Source organism: Streptomyces sp. NPDC042638 (genome assembly GCF_040647235.1).
GTDB classification, from domain to species: domain Bacteria; phylum Actinomycetota; class Actinomycetes; order Streptomycetales; family Streptomycetaceae; genus Streptomyces; species Streptomyces rameus.
Window position 1 is genome coordinate 1 of record NZ_JBEZBT010000142.1, and the last position, 2,827, is coordinate 2,827.

The 2,827-nt window shown below is 74.6% G+C and carries 2 protein-coding genes and 2 pseudogenes; 3 read left to right on the plus strand and 1 reads right to left on the minus strand.

Going from position 1 to position 2,827, the window contains the following annotated elements:
- Together AB0B40_RS38095 and AB0B40_RS38100 are read left to right on the plus strand one after the other, a co-directional pair.
- Positions 1-371: amidohydrolase family protein (locus AB0B40_RS38095; RefSeq protein WP_362268221.1), on the plus strand; the 371-nt coding region annotated here is incomplete at its 5' end.
- Complete coding sequence (locus AB0B40_RS38100; protein ID WP_362268223.1) at positions 368-1,609, plus strand: cytochrome P450; 1,242 nt, start codon at positions 368-370, stop codon at positions 1,607-1,609. The genes AB0B40_RS38095 and AB0B40_RS38100, both read left to right, overlap by 4 nt.
- Before the next feature lie 68 nt (positions 1,610-1,677).
- Here AB0B40_RS38100 and AB0B40_RS38105 read toward each other — a convergent pair.
- Positions 1,678-2,340 (minus strand): annotated as a pseudogene (locus AB0B40_RS38105) (LysR substrate-binding domain-containing protein); the annotation flags it as partial.
- A gap of 10 nt (positions 2,341-2,350) precedes the next feature.
- Here AB0B40_RS38105 and AB0B40_RS38110 point away from each other — a divergent pair.
- Positions 2,351-2,479 (plus strand): annotated as a pseudogene (locus AB0B40_RS38110) (MFS transporter); the annotation flags it as partial.
- Positions 2,480-2,827: the final 348 nt, after the last annotated feature.

The window sequence follows — 2,827 nt, forward strand, 5'->3', positions numbered from 1 at the left end:
CCCGGCACTGGGCCGGGGGCGCGGCGCCCGCCGGCCGGCCCGGGGCGCCCTCCGCCGCCCCGGGCCCGGCGGGGGCGGGCGCGGCGCCGACGTCCGAGGCCCGGGCGGTGCTGGAGCCGGCGGCCGACCCGGCCGCCGCGCTGCGCCGCATGTACGTCGACACGAGCCCGTTCAGCACGGCACACCTGAGCCTGAACGCGGAGGTCCTGGGGCCCGAACGGATGCTGTTCGGCACCGACTCACCGCCGATGGCCGCGCCGCTGGAGGACTTCGTCCGCATGATCGAGAAGCTGCCGCTCGACAAGGCGTCCCAGCAGCTCATCCTCGGCGGCAACGCCCAGGCACTCTTCGACCTCAGGAGTCGTCCGTGACCACCACGCAAGAGGCCGTCAGCGCGGCCGAGCGGTGCACCCCCGAGTTCCGGCGCGATCCGCACCCGGTCTACGCCCAGCTCCGCGCTGCGGCGCCCGTCTGTCCCATGCGGCCGCCGCACGGCAACGAGACCTACCTGATCACCCGGTACGAGGACGCGCGGGCCGCCCTGGCGGACCCGCGGCTGAGCAAGGACATGTACGGGGCCATGGACGCCTACCGGAGGATCTTCGGTGACTCGTCCGTCGCGCTGGACGACAACATGCTCAACTCCGACGCGCCCAAGCACACCCGGCTGCGCAGACTGGTCAACTCCGCGTTCACCCCGCGGCGCGTGCAGGCGCTGCGCCCGCGGATCGAGGAGATCGTCCAGGACCTGCTCGACGAGTTCCCGGCCCGGGAGCGCTTCGACCTGCTGCCGGCGTTCGCGTTCCCGCTGCCGATCACCGTGATCTGCGACCTGCTCGGCGTGCCGCAGGAGGACCGGTCGCGGATGCAGCACCTGTCCACCACCGTGGCGCAGACCGGTTTCGGTGAGGAGTTCAAGCGGGCCCAGCAGAAGGCCGAGGAGGACCTCCACGCGTACTTCACGCAGCTCATCACCGCCAAGCGGGAACACCCGGGTGACGACCTGCTCAGCGCGCTCACCGCGGTCCGGGACAACGACGGCGGGCTCACGCAGAACGAACTGGTCTCCACCGCCTTCCTGCTGATGTTCGCGGGCCACAAGACGACCGCGTACCTCATCGGCAACGCCGTCCACCACCTCCTGTCGCATCCCGCGCAGCTGCGCGCCGTGCGGGAGAACCCGGAACTGATCCGCGCGGCGGTCGAGGAACTGGTGCGCTACGACGGCTCCGTGGAGAGCGCGACGTTCCGGTACGCGACCGAGGACGTGGAGTACAGCGGGACCCGGATCCCCAAGGGCGCCCTGGTCCAGATCGCGCTCAGCTCGGCCAACCGCGATCCGCTGAAGTTCGAGAGGCCGGACGAGCTGGACGTGACCCGGCCGGGGAACGCGCAGGACGCCCATCTCGGGTTCGGGCACGGCAGCCACTACTGTCTGGGAGCCCCGCTGGCCCGGCTGGAGACGCAGCTGGCCCTCACCCTCCTGTTCGACAGGTTCCCCGAGATGGCCCTGGCCGACACCGCCGGCGGCCCACGGTGGCTGGAGGTCCCCTTCCCCGCCTTCCGGGGCCTGGCGGAGCTGCCGGTCGTCCTCGCCCCCGCCGGCTGACGCCGGGTCCGCCACGGACGCGGGGCGCCCGGTGACGCCGGACGCCCCGGGTGGGAGGCGAGCGGGTCCTACCCGGCCACGGTGGGCGGCAGTTGTGCCGGGCTGACCCGTTCGCCCAGCACCTCGGCCATGAGCTGGACGAGCCGGCGCTGGGACGGGCTGCGCGACGCCTCGTGCCGGGCGTACAGCGCGACCTCGATCCGCTCGGTCTCGAAGGGCAGCCGCACCAGGCGAAGGCGATGGGACGCGGTGAACACCTCGCCGACGAACTCGGGGACGATCGCGATCAGATCGGTGCGCTCCAGCAGGTAGGGCAGCATCGAGAAGCGGGTGGCGTCCACCGCCACACGGTCCAGGGGCCCGTGCGCGGCCAGCACGGACCGGGGGACCACGTGACCGCTGGGACCGTGCACCGTGGCGTGGTGCTCGGCCGCCAGCTCGGCCAGGGTGACCGACGCGCCGTGCACGCGGGGGTGGTCGGCGGCGAGCATGCCGACGTAGCGCTCGTGGAAGAGGGGGATGCGCACCGTGCGGTGCGAGGTCATGACGGGGGTGGCGACGAACGCGTCGAGTTCGCCGCGGCGCAGCTGGCCCTCGGCGTCGTCCACGTCCAGGGCACGGACGGTGAAGGACACCCGGGGCGCGCGTGCGCGGGCGGCCGCCAGCAGACGCGGCAGCAGGGTGACCTCGCCGAGGTCGGACAGCGCGAGGGTGAAGCGGCCCGCCATGGTCGCGGGGTGCGCCCCGGTGACCGCCGGGATCGGGCACCCGTGGGGGTTCTGCTTCTTCGCCGCCGTGGCCGCCCTCGCCTTCGTGGCCGTACTCACCCTCCCCGCCACGCGGGAGACGGCGGCCGAGCCGGCCGTCTGACGGGGCGTCGCGAGGGGCCTCGCCCGACTCGTCGCGGCGCGGTTCCCGCTCCACCTCCGCGACGGCGCCGGCCCTCACGCGGGTGACCCGCGCCGCGGACGTCAGTGGGTGCCCTGCGGCTCCCGGGCCGTGCGGGGCGGGAGGCGGCCGTCGCGGTCGTCTCCCGTCCGGCCGCGACGGCCCGGCGGACCGGTCCGCCGGCCGGGAACGGTTCTCGTGACGGGCCCCGCCCCGTGCTCGGCGCCCGTCGGGCGCGTCGTCCCGCCGCGGCCACGCTCAGGACCCCGATCGTGGCGTCGGGGGCGGGGCCGGCCCGGTGGCGCGCGTCCGGGCACCGGCGTGCTCGGC